We start from the raw sequence: 16181 nt of genomic DNA on the forward strand, positions 1-16181 counted from the left end.
AGATAAATAATTATTTGTGGGATTTACTGTCTCTTCCTGGCGACATATTTCTGCTTTTGCCGATACGCTATGAAGCTTCAGATGCGACTTAACAGCATAATTTCCTTTTATCTTAAAATGTTGCGCCATGTAAAAGTTCTGCGTGTAAATCTGGCACGTAACGTGCAATAATATACGCGTAGATGCTCATTCCATCTCTTATGTTCGCCTTAGTGCCTCATAAACTCAGGAATGACGCAGAGCCATTTACGGTGCTTATCGTCCACTGACAGATGTCGCTTCGGCCTCATCAGACACCATGGACATAACGTTGAGTGAAGCACCAAATATGTTGTCTTACAGACCTGTTTTAACGCCTGCTTTTATAGCAGGCGTTTTTTTATGTCTTATTCCCGATACCCACGCATGATCAGGGCGACCAACAGCAGGGCGGCTGACGAGACCGTATAGAGCGCCAGCACTGAGCCAAGCCCAACAGCCACTATCGCTGTAATGCCGGTGAAAAGCGAGGCGCTGAGCGTTTGCCAGCGCCAGGCTTTACCGCTGGCTGACGCGGTTTGCGTGATATGAAAACTGCTGAGTACGCCAAAAGTGCCGGCTGCGAAGAGAACGTTTGAGGCCAGATGCGCGATAAAGATCATCCCCAGCGCACATGCCATCCACCCGGACAGCAACGGCAGCATTCCATAAGCGGCAAGAAAAATACCGAGACAAACGATGATTCGCGGCGTGTGGACGGCAAAGCGCGTCAGGCTCTCTTTTTTTAGCAGCATGGGGCCGCAAAGTTGCCCCATGCTCCTTGCGAAAAGCAGAGGCAGAGCAAGGCCCGCCGCATCCTGAGGATGGAGCTGCTGCGCCAGGGCCGGAAGTAGCGCCATAGCCGGTGAGCCGACGGCCGCCAGCGCCGGCAAAATGAGCAGGCTGCGCTTTTGCCGAACGGTCAACGTCCGCCAGCGCAGTGGCGCGGGGGCTGCCTCTTCACCGGGGAGAGGTAGCAATGGAGCAGAAAACCGGCGCCCAGCCAGCCACAGCAGCAGCAGCGACCCGAGAAAACTGGCGGCATCAATAGCCAGCAAGGTAAACACGGAGGTCTGCTTGAATAGCACCACGCCGAGTCCAGTACCTAATAACACCTGAGAAGCAAAAGTCACATTTTCCAGACAGGTTGCAGCAGGCAGCTCTGTTTCGCTAAGTCCGCGTTTAAAGAGCAATGTCAGCGCGGGCCAGCTCATCCCGCTGAGCAGCGCTTCGGTGGATTGCACGGCGAGTAGCGAGGCAATGCTGTGATAACCCGCACCGAGCAGGGGGAAGAGTAGGGCGAACAATCCCAGCCCCTCGGTCAGTATCAGCAGGAATACTGGAGAATAGCGCGAGCACAGCTTTTCGCCGATCGCGCTGCCGATGAATCCCGGAACCGTTGCGAAAAGAAAAGCGAGGGTGAGCAGGGCGGGCGGAGCCGACCACGCTAACAGTAAACCAAAGACCACGACCTGGGTTAAACCATTTCCCAGCGAAGAAAAGATAAAAGCACAGGCAAGCAGGCGCAGCCAGCGGTGGCAGCGCAGCGCTTCAATAAGCGCATACAAAAGCGAGTTCATGAAGATTTCCTTTCAAAAACGATTTAATCCACGCTGCAGAAAGTGCGCGTGTGTGAAAAAAGGTTAATGAAAAGACATCGTTACATTGGCGGGTTCGTTTGCAGATGTGGGTGTAAAGAATGTAGCAGGAGAAAGGCGATAAAAAAAGGAGGCCGTCTGGCCTCCTTTTTTATTTATTGCGGGTTACCGTTATTTTGCAGCGTCAGCAACAGCCCATCGCGCCGCATAGCGGCCGCCTCTTCTGGCTTATGCTGTTTGTCCAGCGTATCGGCAAGCCACGCGTAGTCAAACGCGTCCGGACGCTGTTTCAGTGCCGCACGGAAGGCCAGGCTCGCCTCTTGCCATTCGCCGTGCTTCATCAGCGACTGGCCCAGGGTACTCCACAGCAGCGGACGATCACCGACGGTTTTGATCTGCTGGCGCAGCACTTTTTCGACCTGCTCAGGGTTATTGGTTTTCAGGCGCGGGATCACCATGACCAGGCGATCGTCGTACTGGCGCTTCAGGCCGTCGAGAAGGATCTCCTGGGCGGTGTCATGATCGTCACATTCAATAAGATGTTCCGCCATGGCCACCTGCAGGGGGACCTGCTGGCGCGTTTTCCGGCTCTGGTTCTTCCACCAGGTTTTCAGGCCTTCGCTGCCCAGGTCGGCGCGCGCCTGATCCATCAGGCCAATCCATGCCAGACGCTGAAGTTCATCACGATGTTCATCATCACCCACCTCGGCCTTCGCCATCGACGGAATGATGTCCAGCAACGAGCCCCACGCTCCGGTACGAATATAGGCCTGCTCCGCAAGGCGCAGGACTTCCGGATGACGCGGTGCGATTTCCAGCAGACGGTCAATGCCGTGGCGCGCCGCGTGGTTCTCATTGCGCGCGAGCTGCAGGCGGACGCGGGTAATTTCCACTGGGATCGGGTCGCCAGACGCCAGTTCTGACGCGCGTTCCAGATGCTGGTTAGCGCGGGCTTCATCACCGCGCTGCTGCGCCGCTTCGGCGGCCAGAAGATAGTTCACCACCGGCTGTTCCGCGTGGTCGGCGTTTTTCGACATCAGCTTTTCAACCTGCTGGTAATCGCCTTCGGCCAGCTTTAGCAGTGCCTGTTCCGTTTGCTTACGGGCGCGGCGGCGCTTACGGCCAACGAACCAGCCGCGGGTATGGGCACCGGTGCGGAAAATACGGCGCAGGATCCATTCAACGGCAAGCAGGACCACGACGCCGAGGATCAGAACGATCGCCAGACCCGTTACGCTGGTTTCAATGTTGTAGTTATCGGTCTGGATCAGGACGTATCCCTGATGACCCGCAAGCATCGGGCCCAGGACGATCCCGGCGATCAGCAGGATGAAGAGTAAAAGGACTTTTAGCATCATTACTCTCCCTGTGGCGCGCTTTCTGGCGCTGGTGCCGCCGCTGTGCCGGTCTGCCCGGCCGGAACGCCCGGCTGCGCCAGCAGGTTACGCACGCGCGTCTGCATCAGCTTCTCCAGAATCGGCTGGCTGGCCAGTTTATCCGGCACGTTCATGGTGATGTTCTGCTGGCTCAGCTTGTCGATATCTTCGAGGAAGGCGGTGGTCGTTGCATCATCGGTGTTGTAGTAGGCGCGTACCCACGTCGAGACGTTATCCAGCGCCTGTTTGTACGTTTCTTCCTGATGGCGCGGCACGGCCTGCGCCGCGACCAGCAGGCGGGAACGGATGTTTTCGCGCAGATAGATATCCTGATTCGGCGCTAACAGCGGTACGGCGGTTTCATCGCGACGGCGGATGGTGATGAAGCTGTCCATAAAGTTCTGCCAGCTTTTCTGCAGGTTTATGCGCCATTCGCTCAGGGAGCTGGACAGCTCGGTACCGTCAGAGTCCATCGGGGAGTCGTCGTCATTGTTATCCGCCAGCTGCAGGTTATCTATTTGATTCGAAAGCTGGTTCACCTTGAGGATAATGCCGTCGTAATCCACCTGTGAAACGGCGGAGAGGCTGGCGATATCTTCGGTAATCGCACGGCGCGCGGTGATGAGGCTCGGATCGTTCATGTCGGCCAGGCTCGCATCGGCGCTTTTCAGCAGCGCGGCGGCGGTGGTCACGTCCTGATCGCTCCACAGCTTACGCCCGGCGAGTTTGACGAGGAAATCGGCCTGCGAGAGCAGCCAGGTTTTGGCATCGGTGCCGGAGATCGTGGCGACTTTCTGCTGTACTTCGCCCAGCTGTTTGGTCAGCTCTTCCTGTTTGCTGTTCGCCTCGGCAAGCGCGGCGGCCTGCTGCTTAATCACCGCTTCCAGCTCGGTTTTCTGCGTTTCCTGCGCTTTTTGCAGGGAGGTAAGCTGATTGACCAGCGTATCGCTGGTGGCCGTCTGGTTAGCACTCTGTTGCTTTACCAGACCATACAGGCCGACGCCTGCTGCCAGCGCAATGGCGATGGCAATCGCGCTCAGCGCGAGGCTGGTTTTATTGCTGCCGTTTTTCTTCTCAGCGGTTTTCTCAGTCGTCTCTGGCTGTGGCGTTGTCTCCACAGTCTCCCTGGTCTCTTCAACCACGGCGGAGGATTTTTCGTGTTCCGTCATTATGGCTTCCCATTTGAGAGTTATTGTAATGCGCGCAGCAGCGCATCGTTGTCGGCGTTATCAGCGATCCGAATATCCTGCCAGCCCAGTTCCCGGGCGAGGTTCGCCAGACGCTCACTGACGACCAGAAGTCGACAGCGGAGTAACCAGTTTTCGCGATACCAACGCGGTATCAGCGACCAAAGCTGTTGTAACATTTCACCGCTGGTGACCACCAGCGTATTAATACCGCGCGCGTGCCAGCGCATCGCCTCTTCTGCACCGTCGTAGTGTTTCGCACAGCGCTGGTAGCACTCAACAAACGTGACGTCAGCCCCGCGTTCCCGCAGCGTTTCACCCAGCAGTTCGCGGCCACCGTTGCCGCGCAAAATGAGCGCGCGCTTTCCGGCAATAGTTTGTAATTCAGGTAATTGTAGCAAGACTTCGCTGATTTCCCGATCCAACGGGTAGCGAACGTCTGTTCCACTCACGGTATGTAAGGCCAGCGCGGTGGTTCTGCCGATAGCGAAATAGCGCGGAGCGGTCGGCCAGCGTGTTCCCGCCTGTTGCAGCTGCGCATGGGCAAATTCCACGGCATGCTGCGATAGCGCAAACAGCAGGTCGCCTTCCTGAAGAGTATTCATCTGGTCGGCGAGCGCAGAGAGCTCCCGACCGGGGGAGAATTCAATTAGCGGAAAACTCCAGGCCACCTGCCCCAGTGCGCGCAGACGGCTCACTAACTGCTCTCCTGCGGGAGAAGGGCGGGTGACAAGAATACTCATGCAGGGGGTTCTCCGTTATAGACCTCGGCCAGAATTTCACGTGCGCCGTTATTCAGCAGCTCTTCCGCCAGCGACACGCCAAGCGCTTCGGCATCCTGCGGCTTGCCGCGACGTTCGCCGCGCACCATCTGTGAACCGTCCGGCGCGCCCACCAGCGCACGCAGCCACAGTTCACCGTCTGTTAATTCAGCATAGCTGCCAATCGGCACCTGACACCCGCCTTCGAGGCGAGTATTCATCGCCCGCTCGGCTTTTACGCGGGTTGCGGTCTCGTCATGGTTCAGCGGAGCGAGCAGCTCGCGGGTGCGCGCATCGTCCAGACGGCACTCAATGCCGACGGCGCCCTGTCCGACGGCCGGCAGCGACAGCTCTGGCGGCAACGCCACGCGAATGCGTTCCTCCAGCCCCAGGCGCTTCAGGCCTGCAACGGCAAGAATAATGGCATCGTAATCGCCGTTATCCAGCTTGCCCAGACGCGTGCCAACGTTACCGCGCAGCGAGCGGATGATAAGGTCAGGACGACGCTCCGCCAGCTGACACTGACGGCGTAAACTGGACGTGCCAACCACGCTACCCGCCGGCAGCGCGTCGAGCGAGTCATAGTGGTTCGAGACAAACGCGTCACGCGGATCTTCGCGCTCGCAGATGGTCACCAGCCCCAGCTCTTCCGGGAACTCGACGGGCACGTCTTTCATCGAATGTACGGCGATATCGGCGCGGTTCTCAAGCAATGCCAGTTCCAGCTCTTTGACAAACAGGCCCTTGCCGCCCACTTTCGCCAGCGGCGTATCCAGAATCACGTCACCGCGCGTGACCATCGGCACCAGCTCGACGCGCAATCCACTGTGGCAGGCTTCAAGGCGCTGCTTAACATAATGTGCCTGCCAGAGCGCGAGAGGGCTTTGGCGTGTGGCAATTCTCAAAACATTGTCTAACATGCTTGTTACCGTCATTATCAATCGCTAACCATCCTAACATTGTTGACTCTGGGATGGCAGTTTTACGGTTGATGAAGCGTGAGAGGGACAAGGCGGCGTATTCGTCAGCCATAGCCGTATTCAGGAATTTACACGTACAGAACGGTGCTACACTTGTATGTAGCGCATCTTTCTTTACGGTCAACCGGCAAGGTGTTAAATTGATCACGTTTTAGACCATTTTTTCGTCGGTACCACCATAATGACAAGGGCGAAAAAAGGGTAACGGTTATCTTTTTGAAATACTGCGGGCTCGCTGTTATTCGTGTTTTGAATAGCTTACGACACCCGGAAACATCAGGCGATACGTCTTGTACCTCTATATTGAGACTCTGAAACAGAGACTGGATGCCATAAATCAACTGCGCGTGGATCGCGCGCTTGCTGCCATGGGCCCTGCTTTCCAGCAGGTATACAGTCTGCTGCCGACATTATTGCACTATCATCACCCGCTAATGCCTGGCTACCTTGATGGTAACGTTCCCCAGGGCATTTGCCTCTTCACGCCTGATGAAACCCAACAGCATTATTTGAACGAGCTGGAACTCTACCGCGGCATGCCGCCTCAGGTTTCTCCGAAAGGTGAACTGCCGATTACCGGCGTTTACTCCATGGGGAGCACCTCATCGGTAGGGCAAAGCTGTTCTTCGGACCTGGACATCTGGGTCTGCCATCAGTCCTGGCTCGACAACGAAGAGCGCCAGCTGCTGCAGCGTAAATGCAGCCTGCTGGAGAGCTGGGCGGCATCGCTCGGCGTGGAAGTGAGCTTCTTCCTGATTGATGAAAACCGTTTCCGCCATAACGAAAGCGGCAGTCTGGGTGGTGAGGACTGCGGCTCGACCCAGCACATTCTGTTGCTGGATGAGTTTTACCGTACTGCCGTTCGCCTGGCCGGGAAACGTATTCTGTGGAATATGGTGCCGTGCGATGAAGAAGAGAATTATGACGATTACGTCATGTCGCTTTACTCGCAGGGCGTACTGACGCCTAACGAGTGGCTTGATCTGGGCGGCCTGAGCTCCCTGTCTGCCGAAGAGTACTTCGGCGCAAGCCTCTGGCAGCTCTATAAGAGTATTGATTCACCGTACAAAGCGGTACTCAAAACCCTGCTGCTCGAAGCCTACTCCTGGGAATACCCTACGCCGCGCCTGCTGGCGAAAGACATCAAGCAGCGCCTGCACGACGGGGAGATCGTCTCCTTCGGGCTGGACGCTTACTGCATGATGCTGGAGCGCGTAACCGAATACCTGAAAGCCATTGATGACACCACGCGTCTTGACCTGGTGCGTCGATGTTTCTATCTCAAAGTCTGTGAGAAGTTGAGCCGCGAGCGCGCCTGCGTGGGCTGGCGTCGTGAAGTGGTCAGTCAGTTAGTAAAAGAGTGGGGATGGGACGAAGCGCGTCTGTCCATGCTCGACAACCGGGCCAACTGGAAAATCGATCAGGTGCGTGAAGCACACAACGAACTGCTCGATGCGATGATGCAAAGCTACCGTAATCTGATCCGCTTTGCGCGCCGCAACAACCTCAGCGTTTCCGCCAGCCCGCAGGATATCGGGGTGTTAACCCGCAAGCTGTACGCCGCGTTTGAAGCGCTGCCGGGCAAAGTGACCCTGGTTAACCCGCAGATTTCGCCTGACCTGTCTGAACCAAACCTGACCTTTATCTATGTGCCGCCGGGCCGCGCGAACCGCACCGGGTGGTATCTGTACAACCGTGCGCCAAGCATGGATTCCATCATCAGCCATCAGCCGCTGGAATATAACCGCTATCTGAATAAGCTGGTGGCCTGGGCCTGGTTTAACGGCCTGCTGACCTCGCGCACGCGCCTGTTTATCAAGGGCAACGAGGTGGTCGATTTAGCCAAGCTGCAGGAGATGGTGGCGGATGTGTCGCACCACTTCCCGTTGCGTCTGCCTGCCCCAACGCCAAAAGCGCTCTACAGCCCGTGTGAGATTCGCCATCTGGCGATCATCGTCAACCTGGAATACGACCCGACGGCGGCCTTCCGCAATCAGGTGGTCCATTTTGACTTCCGCAAGCTGGACGTCTTCAGCTTTGGCGAGCAGCAAAACTGCCTGGTGGGCAGCGTAGACCTGCTGTACCGCAACTCGTGGAACGAAGTGCGTACCCTGCACTTCAACGGCGAGCAGGCGATGATTGAAGCGCTGAAAACCATTCTCGGCAAGATGCACCAGGACGCCGCGCCGCCGGACAGCGTGGAAGTGTTCTGCTACAGCCAGCACCTTCGCGGTTTAATTCGTACTCGCGTGCAGCAGCTGGTGTCTGAATGCATCGAACTGCGTCTCTCCAGCACCCGCCAGGAAACCGGGCGCTTTAAAGCGCTGCGCGTCTCCGGGCAGACGTGGGGCCTGTTCTTCGAGCGTCTGAACGTGTCGGTGCAGAAGCTGGAAAACGCTATCGAGTTCTACGGCGCGATTTCACACAACAAGCTGCACGGCCTGTCGGTTCAGGTGGAAACCAACCACGTCAAGCTGCCGCAGGTGGTGGATGGCTTTGCCAGTGAAGGGATTATTCAGTTCTTCTTTGAAGAGTCGGGCGACGATGCCGGGTTCAACATCTACATTCTGGATGAGACCAACCGCGCCGAGGTGTATCACCACTGTGAAGGCAGCAAAGAGGAGCTGGTGCGCGACGTCAGCCGCTTCTACTCTTCCTCGCATGACCGTTTCACCTACGGTTCCAGCTTTATCAACTTCAACCTGCCGCAGTTCTACCAGATTGTGAACGTGGATGGCCGAGCGCAGGTGATCCCGTTCCGCACGCAGGCGATTACCCCTGCGGCGCCTGCGAATCAGGATACTGCACCGCTGTTGCAGCAGTATTTCTCCTGAGGCTTTTCGCCGGGTAAGCGCAGTGCCACCCGGCACAGAAACTACCTGAAACGCACTTCCTCGCCCGCCTGCGCGGTCGCCGCCTGTTCCAGCAGATCCCAGAACGTTTCGCCGCTGCGATCGCAAACCCACTCGTCACCCTTCAAATCAAAGTGATAACCGCCCTGTTTGGCCGCCAGCCACACCTGGTGAAGCGGCTCCTGACGGTTAATAATAATTTTGCTGCCGTTTTCGAAGCTCAGGGTCAGAATGCCGCCGTTGATTTCACAATCGATATCGCTGTCGCCGTCCCAGTCGTCGATACGTTCTTCGATGGTCATCCACAGGGTGTCGGCAAGGCGATGGAATTCACTGTCGTTCATGGTTTTGTTCCTGTTTTTCGTGATGGCGGCAGTATAACGCTAAATAATTCCCGTTGCAGGAAAGCGGCAAACTCTTGCTTTTGTGTCTTCTCCTGCGATGATAGAAACAGATTTGAACTTACGGGCAACTTTATAATGAAAAACGCTTTCCGAACGCTTGCCGTTCTCATCACGCTGTTTAGCCTGACCGGCTGCGGACTGAAGGGACCACTCTACTTCCCGCCTGCGGATAAAACCGCGCCGCCGCCGACAAAACCGGTTAACAGCGGCATCGAGTCTTCCACGCCAAAGACTAACGATCGTGGCGATAATGGCGGTCCGACTCAGGTTAACCTCTGACGACAACGTTCTGTACCCGCGCAATGGAGCAAATGATGCAGTTCTCTAAAATGCATGGCCTTGGCAACGATTTTATGGTCGTCGACGCGGTAACGCAGAATGTGTTTTTCTCCCCGGAACTGATCCGCCGCCTGGCGGATCGGCACGTGGGCGTGGGGTTCGATCAGCTGCTGGTGGTTGAGCCGCCCTACGATCCTGACCTCGATTTCCACTACCGTATTTTCAACGCTGACGGCAGTGAGGTTAACCAGTGCGGCAATGGCGCGCGCTGTTTCGCCCGCTTTGTCCGCCTGAAAGGGCTCACCAATAAGCGCGATATCCGCGTCAGTACCGCCAACGGTCGTATGGTGCTCAGCGTTACCGACGATGAGCTGGTGCGCGTCAATATGGGCGAGCCTAACTTCGAGCCTTCCGCCGTGCCGTTTCGCGCAAACAAAGCGGAAAAGACCTATATTATGCGGGCGGCCGAGCAGACAGTATTGTGCGGCGTTGTCTCGATGGGTAACCCGCACTGCGTGATTCAGGTGGATGACGTGGAAACCGCGGCGGTCGAAACGCTCGGTCCGGTGCTGGAGAGCCACGAGCGGTTCCCGGAGCGGGCGAACATCGGCTTTATGCAGGTAGTGAAGCGTGAACACATCCGTCTGCGGGTTTACGAGCGCGGCGCGGGCGAAACCCAGGCTTGCGGAAGCGGCGCCTGTGCGGCGGTGGCCGTCGGTATCTCACAGGGGTTACTGGCAGAAGAGGTTCGCGTGGAATTACCGGGCGGTCGTCTTGATATCGCCTGGAAAGGAGCGGGTCATCCACTGTACATGACTGGCCCGGCGACACATGTTTATGACGGGTTTATCCATCTATGAAACAACCAGGGGAAGAACTGCAGGAAACAGTGACGGAACTGGACGACAGCGCTGTTGTTGATTATCTGCTGAACAATCCTGAGTTTTTTATTCGCAATGCACGCGTCGTCGAACGAATGCGCGTGCCGCATCCGGTTCGCGGGACCGTGTCGCTGGTCGAATGGCACATGGCGCGCTCGCGTAACCACATCAACCAGCTTGAAGAGAACATGACGCTGCTGATGGAGCAGGCCAGCACCAACGAAAGCCTGTTCTATCGCCTTCTGCACCTGCAGGCGCGTCTGGCCTCGGCGCACAGCCTTGAAGAGTTTCTCAGCCGCTTCCATCGCTGGGCGCGCGAGCTGGGGCTGGCGGGCGCAACGATTCGTCTGTTCCCTGACCGCTGGCGCATTGGCGCGCCGTCCGGCTTTACCCATCTGGCGCTCAGCCGTCAGGCGTTTGAACCGCTGCGCATTCAGCGCCTGGGTCATGAGCATCACTATCTGGGGCCGCTGAACGGACCTGAGCTGCTGGTAGTGCTGCCGGAAGCCAAAGCGATTGGCTCGGTGGCGATGTCGCTGATGGGGCGCGATGGCGACCTGGGGGTAATATTATTTACCAGCCGCGACGCGCACCACTATGAGCAGGGGCAAGCCACGCACCTGCTGCAGGAGATCGCCCTGATGCTGCCCGAGCTGCTGGAGCGCTGGATTGAACGCGTATGACGGACGGACTGCTCGCCACTGACGTCACCCGGTTTCTGCGCTATCTGGGCGTTGAGCGCCAGCTCAGCCCCATTACGCTGCTTAACTATCAGCGTCAGCTTGATGCCATCATGCAGATTGCCGAAGAAATCGGCCTGAAAAGCTGGCAACAATGTGACGCCGCCACGGTACGCGGGTTCGTCGTGCGTAGCCGTAAAAAAAACCTTAGCCCGGCGAGCCTTGCGCTCCGGCTCTCTGCCCTGCGCAGCTTTTTCGACTGGCTGGTCAGCCAGGGCAAGCTGAAAGCTAACCCGGCAAAAGGGATCGCCACGCCAAAAGCCCCGCGCCATCTGCCGAAAAATATTGACGTCGACGACGTAAACCGCCTGCTGGATATCGATCTGAACGATCCGCTGGCCGTGCGCGACCGCGCGATGCTGGAGGTAATGTACGGTGCGGGCCTGCGTCTCTCCGAACTGGTGAACCTCGACTTAAAGCATCTCGATCTGGAATCCGGCGAAGTGTGGGTGATGGGCAAGGGCAGCAAAGAGCGCCGCCTGCCGATTGGCCGCAACGCCGTCTCCTGGATTGAGCACTGGCTGGATCTGCGCGGCCTGTTTGGCGCGGAAGAGGATGCGCTGTTTTTATCAAAGCTCGGCAAGCGGATCTCCGCGCGTAACGTGCAGAAGCGCTTTGCGGAGTGGGGCATCAAGCAGGGGCTGAACAGCCACGTGCATCCCCACAAGCTGCGCCACTCTTTTGCGACACACATGCTGGAATCGAGCGGCGATCTGCGCGGCGTACAGGAACTGCTTGGCCACGCGAATCTGTCGACCACTCAAATCTACACCCACTTAGACTTCCAACACCTTGCCTCGGTGTATGACGCGGCGCATCCACGCGCCAAACGGGGGAAATAATGCGTTTTTACCGCCCACTCGGTCAGATCTCAGCCCTGACGTTTGACCTTGATGACACCCTTTATGACAACCGCGAGGTGATCCTGCGTACCGAGCAGGAGTCGCTGGCGTTTGTGCAGAACTACCATCCCGCGCTGAAGGCGATGCAGAACAAGGATTTCCAGAAGCTGCGTCAGTCCCTGCGGGAGACCGAGCCGGACATTTACCACGACGTGACCGAATGGCGTCGTCGCGCGGTTGAGCAGGCGATGCTGAACGCGGGTCTGAGCGCACAGGATGCCGCCGTCGGTGCCGAAGCGGCAATGGAAAACTTCGCCAAATGGCGTAGCCGCATCGACGTGCCGCAGGAAACCCACGACACGCTGGCGAAGCTTGCCGAAAAGTGGCCGCTGGTGGCCATCACCAACGGCAATGCCCAGCCGGAGCTGTTTGGCCTCAGCGATTATTTTGAATTCGTGCTGCGCGCGGGTCCGCACGGGCGCGCGAAGCCGTTCAGCGACATGTACCATCTGGCAGCGGAGAAGCTTAACCTGCCGCTGGGTGAGATCCTGCACGTGGGCGATGACCTGACCACCGACGTGGCGGGTGCCATCCGCTGCGGCATGCAGGCCTGCTGGATCAAGCCAGAAAATGCGGAGCTGATGACCGCAACAGACAGCCGTCTTCTGCCGCACGTGGAAATTTCGCGGTTGGCATCCCTCACGACGCTGATATAATCATCAATTTTTCTGTATAAATTAACAGGGTTTTGGCGAATGCTCTTCGCCTGCCCGACATGACGTGACGGTGCCAATGGACGTTTCTTACCTGCTCGACAGCCTTAATGACAAACAGCGTGACGCGGTTGCCGCCTCGCGCACCAACCTGCTGGTTCTGGCTGGGGCGGGGAGTGGTAAGACACGCGTGCTGGTTCACCGTATCGCCTGGCTGCAGAGCGTGGAAAACTGCTCACCGTACTCGATTATGGCCGTGACGTTTACCAACAAGGCGGCGGCGGAGATGCGTCACCGTATCGCCCAACTGATGGGCACCAGCCAGGGCGGCATGTGGGTTGGCACCTTCCACGGCCTGGCGCACCGTCTGCTGCGCGCGCACCATATGGACGCTAACCTGCCGCAGGATTTCCAGATCCTCGACAGCGAAGATCAGCTCCGCCTGCTGAAGCGCCTGATCAAGGCGATGAACCTCGACGAGAAGCAGTGGCCACCGCGTCAGGCGATGTGGTACATCAACGGACAGAAAGACGAAGGTCTGCGCCCGCACCACATTCAGAGCTTCGGTAACCCGGTCGAGCAGACCTGGCAGAACGTCTATAAGGCCTATCAGGAAGCGTGCGACCGCGCCGGCCTGGTGGATTTCGCCGAGCTGCTGCTGCGCGCCCACGAGCTGTGGCTGAACAAACCGCACATCCTGCAGCACTACCGCGAACGCTTTACCAATATCCTGGTGGACGAATTCCAGGATACCAACAACATCCAGTACGCGTGGATCCGCCTGCTGGCCGGAGATACCGGCAAGGTGATGATCGTGGGCGATGACGACCAGTCGATCTACGGCTGGCGCGGCGCGCAGGTGGAAAACATCCAGCGCTTCCTCAACGATTTTCCCGGCGCGCAAACCATCCGTCTGGAGCAGAACTATCGCTCAACCAGCAACATCCTGAGCGCGGCCAACGCCCTGATTGAGAACAACAACGGGCGTCTGGGCAAAAAGCTGTGGACCGACGGCGTCGACGGCGAACCGATTTCGATTTACTGCGCCTTCAACGAGCTCGACGAAGCGCGCTTCGTGGTGAACCGCATCAAAACCTGGCAGGACAACGGCGGCGCGCTGGAGCAGTGTGCCATTCTCTACCGCAGCAACGCCCAGTCGCGCGTGCTGGAAGAGGCGCTGCTGCAGGTGAGCATGCCGTACCGCATTTACGGCGGCATGCGATTCTTCGAACGTCAGGAGATCAAAGATGCGCTTTCGTATCTGCGCCTGATCGCCAACCGCAACGACGACGCGGCGTTTGAGCGCGTGGTGAACACGCCGACTCGCGGGATTGGCGACCGTACGCTGGACGTGGTGCGTCAGGCCTCGCGCGATCGCCAGCTGACGCTGTGGCAGGCGTGCCGCGAGCTGCTGCAGGAAAAAGCCCTCGCCGGACGTGCCGCCAGCGCGCTCCAGCGCTTCCTGGAATTAATTGATGCCCTGGCGCAGGAAACCGCCGACATGCCGCTGCACGTGCAGACCGACCGGGTGATTAAAGACTCCGGGCTGCGTACCATGTACGAGCAGGAAAAAGGCGAAAAGGGGCAGACCCGTATCGAGAACTTAGAGGAACTGGTCACGGCAACGCGCCAGTTCAGCTACAACGAAGAAGACGAAGACCTGATGCCGCTGCAGGCGTTCCTCTCTCACGCCGCGCTGGAAGCGGGTGAAGGGCAGGCGGACACCTGGCAGGACGCGGTTCAGCTGATGACCCTGCACTCCGCCAAAGGTCTGGAGTTCCCGCAGGTGTTTATCGTCGGCATGGAAGAGGGCATGTTCCCAAGCCAGATGTCGCTCGATGAAGGCGGGCGTCTGGAAGAAGAACGTCGTCTGGCTTACGTGGGCGTGACGCGAGCGATGCAGAAGCTGACGCTAACCTACGCTGAAACCCGCCGCCTGTACGGTAAAGAGGTCTATCACCGTCCGTCGCGCTTTATCGGTGAACTGCCGGAAGAGTGCGTGGAAGAGGTGCGTCTGCGCGCCAGCATCAGCCGTCCGGTTAGCCATCCGCGCATGGGCTCGCCGATCTCTGAAACCGACACCGGCTACAAGCTGGGCCAGCGCGTGCGCCATTCGAAGTTTGGCGAAGGTACCATTGTGAATCTGGAAGGCAGCGGCGAGCACAGCCGCCTGCAGGTCGCGTTCCAGGGGCAGGGGATCAAATGGCTGGTGGCGGCCTACGCGAAGCTGGAAACAGTCTAACATTCAGAAAAATATCATTATTTTGTAATAATCTGCTAGCCTTATACAGTGAAGGTCAATTAATGCCCTTCAGCGTTCCGTTGCGTGTTGACGCCACAGTTACTGCTGGCGTAACATGCGCGCACGATTACGCTAAGAGGACATTCGCCTTGGACACACCCAGTAGATACTGGCTCAATTCCCTGTCATCCAGGAACAACTCCTAAGGCTATCTCCTCATGCTGATGGCCTTAGTGGTTGTCAGCGACTGCATTATTCCCGTCGCGCTGAGTCAGGCTGTTTAATGGTCTGAAACCCAATTTGTTTCTGTGTGCCCACCGAACTGTCCGATATTTTTTGCATTGGGAGTCCCGGTCATGTTGAGCGCATTTCAACTCGAAAATAACCGACTGACTCGGCTTGAAGCCGAAGAGTCACAGCCCCTCATTGATGCCGTATGGGTGGATCTGGTCGAGCCGGACGACGATGAGCGCCTTCGCGTACAATCTGAGCTGGGGCAAAGCCTGGCAACCCGCCCGGAACTGGAAGACATCGAAGCCTCCGCGCGTTTCTTTGAAGATGAAGACGGCCTGCACATTCACTCCTTCTTCTTCTTTGAAGATGCGGAAGATCACGCGGGCAACTCCACCGTGGCGTTTACCATTCGCGACGGTCGTCTGTTTACTTTGCGTGAACGCGAACTGCCGGCATTCCGTCTCTACCGCATGCGCGCCCGCAGCCAGGCGATGGTGGACGGCAACGCTTACGAGCTGCTGCTCGATCTGTTCGAGACTAAAATTGAACAGCTGGCGGATGAAATTGAAAACATCTACAGCGATCTGGAAAAGCTGAGCCGCGTGATCATGGAAGGCCATCAGGGGGATGAGTACGACGAAGCGCTTTCGACGCTGGCAGAGCTGGAAGATATCGGCTGGAAGGTGCGTTTGTGTCTGATGGATACCCAGCGCGCGCTGAACTTCCTGGTGCGCAAGGCGCGTCTGCCGGGCGGTCAGCTGGAGCAGGCGCGTGAGATCTTACGCGATATCGAATCTCTGCTGCCGCACAACGAATCCCTGTTCCAGAAGGTGAACTTCCTGATGCAGGCGGCGATGGGCTTTATCAACATCGAGCAGAACCGCATCATCAAGATCTTCTCGGTAGTGTCCGTGGTGTTCCTGCCGCCGACGCTGGTGGCGTCCAGCTACGGGATGAACTTTGAGTTTATGCCGGAGCTGAAGTGGAGCTTTGGCTACCCGGGGGCGATTATCTTTATGATCCTCGCCGGGCTGGCACCGTATCTGTACTTTAAGCGTCGGAACTGGCTGTAAA

Annotated in this window: 15 protein-coding genes; 9 read left to right on the top strand and 6 right to left on the bottom strand. The window is 57.7% G+C overall.

Features of this window, described 5'->3' with window-relative positions; genetic code table 11:
• Window positions 1-386: 386 nt before the first annotated feature.
• The 5 genes from IM314_RS18865 to hemC all read right to left on the bottom strand — a co-directional run bounded on the left by IM314_RS18865 (window position 387) and on the right by hemC (window position 5860).
• On the bottom strand, window positions 387-1598 hold the full coding sequence (locus tag IM314_RS18865; protein ID WP_047362651.1) for a hypothetical protein: 1212 nt from the start codon (window positions 1596-1598) through the stop codon (window positions 387-389).
• A gap of 173 nt (window positions 1599-1771) precedes the next feature.
• Window positions 1772-2971 (bottom strand): protoheme IX biogenesis protein HemY, encoded by a 1200-nt coding sequence (gene hemY / locus IM314_RS18870; RefSeq protein WP_028014802.1) that lies wholly within the window; start codon window positions 2969-2971, stop codon window positions 1772-1774.
• A gap of 2 nt (window positions 2972-2973) precedes the next feature.
• Window positions 2974-4161, bottom strand: a complete 1188-nt coding sequence (hemX, locus tag IM314_RS18875; protein ID WP_041911826.1) for a uroporphyrinogen-III C-methyltransferase — start codon at window positions 4159-4161, stop codon at window positions 2974-2976.
• Window positions 4162-4181: 20 nt separating this feature from the next.
• Window positions 4182-4922 carry a uroporphyrinogen-III synthase gene (hemD, locus tag IM314_RS18880; RefSeq protein ID WP_045631336.1) on the bottom strand — a complete coding sequence of 247 codons (741 nt, stop codon included), beginning with the start codon at window positions 4920-4922 and terminating at the stop codon, window positions 4182-4184.
• Window positions 4919-5860: a hydroxymethylbilane synthase gene (hemC, locus tag IM314_RS18885; RefSeq protein ID WP_193359250.1), complete on the bottom strand. Its 942-nt coding sequence runs from the start codon at window positions 5858-5860 to the stop codon at window positions 4919-4921. The genes hemD and hemC overlap by 4 nt, the downstream gene beginning before the upstream one ends.
• A gap of 350 nt (window positions 5861-6210) precedes the next feature.
• On the opposite strand from hemC, the gene cyaA reads away from it, so the two are divergent.
• Window positions 6211-8754 carry a class I adenylate cyclase gene (gene cyaA, locus IM314_RS18890; protein ID WP_045260994.1) on the top strand — a complete coding sequence of 848 codons (2544 nt, stop codon included), beginning with the start codon at window positions 6211-6213 and terminating at the stop codon, window positions 8752-8754.
• A 41-nt stretch (window positions 8755-8795) separates the two neighbouring features.
• On the opposite strand, the gene cyaY is transcribed toward cyaA, so the two are convergent.
• A complete protein-coding gene (gene cyaY, locus IM314_RS18895; RefSeq protein WP_041911829.1) occupies window positions 8796-9116 on the bottom strand; it encodes an iron donor protein CyaY in 321 nt (106 codons plus the stop codon).
• Window positions 9117-9251: 135 nt separating this feature from the next.
• Between cyaY and IM314_RS18900 the strand changes: the two genes are divergently transcribed.
• The 8 genes from IM314_RS18900 to corA all read left to right on the top strand — a co-directional run bounded on the left by IM314_RS18900 (window position 9252) and on the right by corA (window position 16180).
• Window positions 9252-9455 (top strand): lipoprotein, encoded by a 204-nt coding sequence (locus IM314_RS18900; RefSeq protein ID WP_041911830.1) that lies wholly within the window; start codon window positions 9252-9254, stop codon window positions 9453-9455.
• A 35-nt stretch (window positions 9456-9490) separates the two neighbouring features.
• Window positions 9491-10315: a diaminopimelate epimerase gene (gene dapF / locus IM314_RS18905; protein WP_041911831.1), complete on the top strand. Its 825-nt coding sequence runs from the start codon at window positions 9491-9493 to the stop codon at window positions 10313-10315.
• Window positions 10312-11019: a DUF484 domain-containing protein gene (locus IM314_RS18910; RefSeq protein ID WP_028014794.1), complete on the top strand. Its 708-nt coding sequence runs from the start codon at window positions 10312-10314 to the stop codon at window positions 11017-11019. Before dapF ends, IM314_RS18910 begins: the two co-directional genes overlap by 4 nt.
• Window positions 11016-11918 carry a tyrosine recombinase XerC gene (xerC, locus tag IM314_RS18915; protein WP_041911832.1) on the top strand — a complete coding sequence of 301 codons (903 nt, stop codon included), beginning with the start codon at window positions 11016-11018 and terminating at the stop codon, window positions 11916-11918. Before IM314_RS18910 ends, xerC begins: the two co-directional genes overlap by 4 nt.
• Window positions 11918-12634, top strand: a complete 717-nt coding sequence (yigB, locus tag IM314_RS18920) for a 5-amino-6-(5-phospho-D-ribitylamino)uracil phosphatase YigB (protein WP_028014792.1) — start codon at window positions 11918-11920, stop codon at window positions 12632-12634. Before xerC ends, yigB begins: the two co-directional genes overlap by 1 nt.
• A 76-nt stretch (window positions 12635-12710) precedes the next feature.
• Entirely contained in the window at window positions 12711-14873 is a 2163-nt protein-coding gene (uvrD, locus tag IM314_RS18925) for a DNA helicase II (protein ID WP_041911833.1), read from the top strand.
• A 149-nt stretch (window positions 14874-15022) separates the two neighbouring features.
• Window positions 15023-15079, top strand: coding sequence for a YsgD/CorL family protein (gene ysgD, locus IM314_RS22015; protein ID WP_212743980.1), 57 nt, complete (start codon window positions 15023-15025; stop codon window positions 15077-15079).
• Between the two features lie 150 nt (window positions 15080-15229).
• Window positions 15230-16180, top strand: a complete 951-nt coding sequence (gene corA, locus IM314_RS18930) for a magnesium/cobalt transporter CorA (protein ID WP_008501540.1) — start codon at window positions 15230-15232, stop codon at window positions 16178-16180.
• Window position 16181 lies beyond the last annotated feature (1 nt).

The organism is Enterobacter cloacae complex sp. P42RS, assembly GCF_014930595.1.
GTDB lineage: Bacteria > Pseudomonadota > Gammaproteobacteria > Enterobacterales > Enterobacteriaceae > Enterobacter > Enterobacter bugandensis.

Coding starts and splice junctions, on each gene's coding strand:
- IM314_RS18900 (WP_041911830.1), top strand. CDS start 9,252: ATGAAAAACGCTTTCCGAACGCTTGCCGTTCTCATCACGCTGTTTAGC.
- hemX (WP_041911826.1), bottom strand. CDS start 4,161: ATGACGGAACACGAAAAATCCTCCGCCGTGGTTGAAGAGACCAGGGAG.
- xerC (WP_041911832.1), top strand. CDS start 11,016: ATGACGGACGGACTGCTCGCCACTGACGTCACCCGGTTTCTGCGCTAT.
- hemY (WP_028014802.1), bottom strand. CDS start 2,971: ATGCTAAAAGTCCTTTTACTCTTCATCCTGCTGATCGCCGGGATCGTC.
- yigB (WP_028014792.1), top strand. CDS start 11,918: ATGCGTTTTTACCGCCCACTCGGTCAGATCTCAGCCCTGACGTTTGAC.
- IM314_RS18910 (WP_028014794.1), top strand. CDS start 10,312: ATGAAACAACCAGGGGAAGAACTGCAGGAAACAGTGACGGAACTGGAC.
- uvrD (WP_041911833.1), top strand. CDS start 12,711: ATGGACGTTTCTTACCTGCTCGACAGCCTTAATGACAAACAGCGTGAC.
- hemC (WP_193359250.1), bottom strand. CDS start 5,860: ATGTTAGACAATGTTTTGAGAATTGCCACACGCCAAAGCCCTCTCGCG.
- IM314_RS18865 (WP_047362651.1), bottom strand. CDS start 1,598: ATGAACTCGCTTTTGTATGCGCTTATTGAAGCGCTGCGCTGCCACCGC.
- hemD (WP_045631336.1), bottom strand. CDS start 4,922: ATGAGTATTCTTGTCACCCGCCCTTCTCCCGCAGGAGAGCAGTTAGTG.
- corA (WP_008501540.1), top strand. CDS start 15,230: ATGTTGAGCGCATTTCAACTCGAAAATAACCGACTGACTCGGCTTGAA.
- dapF (WP_041911831.1), top strand. CDS start 9,491: ATGCAGTTCTCTAAAATGCATGGCCTTGGCAACGATTTTATGGTCGTC.
- cyaY (WP_041911829.1), bottom strand. CDS start 9,116: ATGAACGACAGTGAATTCCATCGCCTTGCCGACACCCTGTGGATGACC.